The 3,113-nt window shown below is 54.8% G+C and carries 2 protein-coding genes; both read left to right on the top strand.

Annotated features, from left to right (window positions below):
* A partial coding sequence (locus Q1K23_RS03955; protein ID WP_300362641.1) for an SEC-C metal-binding domain-containing protein occupies positions 1 to 1,658 on the top strand: 1,658 nt, incomplete at its 5' end.
* A gap of 132 nt (positions 1,659 to 1,790) precedes the next feature.
* Positions 1,791 to 2,990, top strand: a complete 1,200-nt coding sequence (locus tag Q1K23_RS03950; protein WP_300362640.1) for an ABC transporter permease — start codon at positions 1,791 to 1,793, stop codon at positions 2,988 to 2,990.
* Positions 2,991 to 3,113 lie beyond the last annotated feature (123 nt).

The raw sequence follows: 3,113 nt of genomic DNA, 5'->3' as shown, positions 1-3,113 counted from the left end.
ACGTCGTCAAGGACGGCGAGATCGTCATCGTCGACGAGTTCACCGGACGCCTGAGTGAAGGGCGCCGTTTCAGCGAGGGACTTCACCAGGCCCTGGAAGCCAAAGAGGGGGTCGAGATCAAGGAGGAGTCCCAGACACTGGCCGACATCACCTTCCAGAACTACTTCCGGATGTATGAAAAACTGGCGGGTATGACCGGTACGGCCCAGACCGAAGCGACGGAGTTCGCCGAGATCTACGGGCTGGACGTCATCTCGATCCCGACCAACGTCCCGGTGATCCGAAAGGATATGCCCGATCTGATCTACAAAACCGAGCGGGAGAAGTTCGACGCCGTCATACGCGACATCAAAGAGCGCAACAAAAAGGGGCAGCCGGTCCTGGTGGGAACCGCTTCCATCGAGAAGTCCGAAGTGCTTCACGAACTGCTCAAAAAAGAGAAGATCCCCCACAATGTCCTCAACGCCAAAAACCACGAGCACGAGGCGGAGATCATCAAGGACGCGGGCAAAAAAGGGGCCGTCACCATCGCCACCAACATGGCGGGCCGGGGTGTCGACATCAAGATCGACGACGAAGTGCGCAAGCTGGGCGGCCTCTACATCATCGGTACCGAACGGCACGAAAGCCGCCGTATCGACAACCAGCTGCGGGGCCGTTCTGGACGCCAGGGCGATCCGGGTGAGAGCCGCTTCTACCTGAGTCTCGAAGACCATCTGCTGCGCATCTTCGGCAGCGAGCGGATCAAGACGATCATGGACAAGATGGGTGTCGAAGAGGGGGAATACATCGAATCGAAGATGGTGACCCGTGCCGTCGAGAAGGCGCAGAAAAAGGTCGAAAATCTCCACTTCGAATCGCGTAAACACCTGCTCGAGTACGACGATGTCGCAAACGAGCAGAGAAAGCTGGTCTATAAGTTCCGCCACGAATTGCTGAACCCGGAATTCAACATCTCCGAAAAGATCGATGCGGTCAGGGAAGAGTATCTGGAGCATCTGATGATGGAGTGCGGTATCTTCGACGGGGCGCCCCAGGAGGATTTCGACCTGGAGCGGCTGCGTCTGAAACTCCTCGAAGAGCTGGGCGAGGCGTTCGAGCCGGAAGAGCTGGAGGGAAAAGAGTATTCGGATCTGAGAGAGTATCTGCTCGGCGAACTCAAAGCGCGCTACGAGAGCAAAATGGGCGCGATTCATCCCGATCAGCGCAACGAGATCGAGAGGATCATCTATCTGCAGGTCCTCGACAACGCATGGCGCGACCACCTCTACCAGATGGATATCCTCAAGACCGGTATCGGCCTTCGGGGTTACAACCAGAAGGATCCCCTGGTCGAGTACAAAAAAGAGAGCTACAACCTCTTTACCGAACTGGTCGAGTCGATCAAGTTCGAAGCGCTCAAAACCCTCTATCTCATCCGCTTCAAATCGGAAGAGGAGATGCAGCAGGAGCAGGAGGCGATCGAGCGTATGCGCGCCCAGATGGAAGCTGAAATGGAAAACCTCTCCACCAACAAGGAGGAGGAGCTTGCACCCCTCACCGGCAGCAAAAAGCCCAAACGCAACGACCCCTGCCCCTGCGGCAGCGGCAAGAAGTACAAACACTGCTGCGGCAGAAGCGGCCCGAAAAGAGGATTGCTCGCGGAAAAGGGTGAGTGAACGGTAAACCGTGAACAGTGAACAGGTCAGAATGCTCTACAGCGCTTCTTTTGTCTCAATAATGGCCGCTCAGCGGCCATCCGTTTCCCGTTTCCCGTTTCCCGTTTCCCGCAAATCGCCGGAGGCGATTTCATGAACCCCCGTTTCGTCAACACGATGGTACGGCGCTATCTGCGCTTCGACAAAGAGCATCCTTTCATCTTTCTTTCGGCCATTCTCGCTTTTTTGGGTATCGCCATCGGCGTGACGGTATTGATCATCGCCATGGCGATCATGAACGGGATGGAGAAGGAGTTCGAAAAACGTCTTTTCGTGATGAACTACCCCCTGACCGTCTATCCGAAACTCCCTCATGCCATCGATGACGATCTGGTAGCCTCTCTGGAAGACAAATTTCCCGATCTTCGTTTCAGCCCCTACATGCAGACCCAGGTGATGGTGCGAAAAGGCGGTACCCTCAAAGGGGGACTGATGTTCGGCATCGACCCGGAGAGGGAAAAACTCGTCAACGAAGTCTTCGCCAAAGCCTACACCAAACCTTTCGGAAAGTACGGTGTCATCATCGGCCGGCCTCTGGCGGAGCACCTCAATCTTCATATCGGCGACAGGATCATGTTCATCTTTTCGAAACTCCAGCCGGCGGGACTTTCGCTGATGCCCCTTTCCAAGCGTTTCAAAATCGAGGGGCTTTTCCGCTCGGGGCTCAACTCCTACGACGAGAGCTACTACTACACCTCTTTCAGGACGTTCGAAAAGATCCTGGGACGCGAACCGGGCCGTTACGACGGCATCCATATCGAGTCGGACCATCCGATGCGCGACATCGAACAGATCAAGGAAGAGCTTCCGGGCTCGGTGGGCATCATCGGGTGGTGGCAGCAAAACGGCAACTTCTTCGCGGCGATGCAGATGGAGAAACGGGCCCTCTTCATCGTTTTGATGCTGATCATCCTGATCGCGTCGCTCAATATCGTCAGTTCGCTGCTCATGACCGTCATGAACCGCAGAAGCGAAGTGGCTTTGCTGCTCTCTCTGGGGGCGTCGAAACGGGAGATCATGCAGATCTTTTTCAGACTGGGGCTCATCATAGGGCTGGGTGGTGTCTTCGTCGGGGCCGTACTGGGCCTGGGCGGCATGGAGCTGTTGAGCCGTTTCGATATCGTCACCCTTCCCGAAGATGTCTACGGTACGAGCAGGCTGCCTCTGGATCTGGATATCGTCGATTTCGTCAGTATCATCGTGGGCGCCTTTCTGATTACGCTCTTCTCGTCTCTCTATCCCGCCAGGAAAGCTTCACAGGTCGATCCCCTCAAAGTCCTCAGAAACGAGTAGGAATCGCCCATGAAAGGGGCCATTTTTACCGACCGGCTTCTCTTCCCTTTCAGATAAATAAAAATTTAATTTTATAAGGTTATAATGAATTTTAAATGAAATTCGTGAAGACATAATAGATTC

Origin of the sequence: Hydrogenimonas sp. (genome assembly GCF_029933015.1) — a bacterium.
Lineage (GTDB): Bacteria > Campylobacterota > Campylobacteria > Campylobacterales > Hydrogenimonadaceae > Hydrogenimonas.
This window is presented reverse-complemented; position numbering and strand designations above follow the sequence as displayed.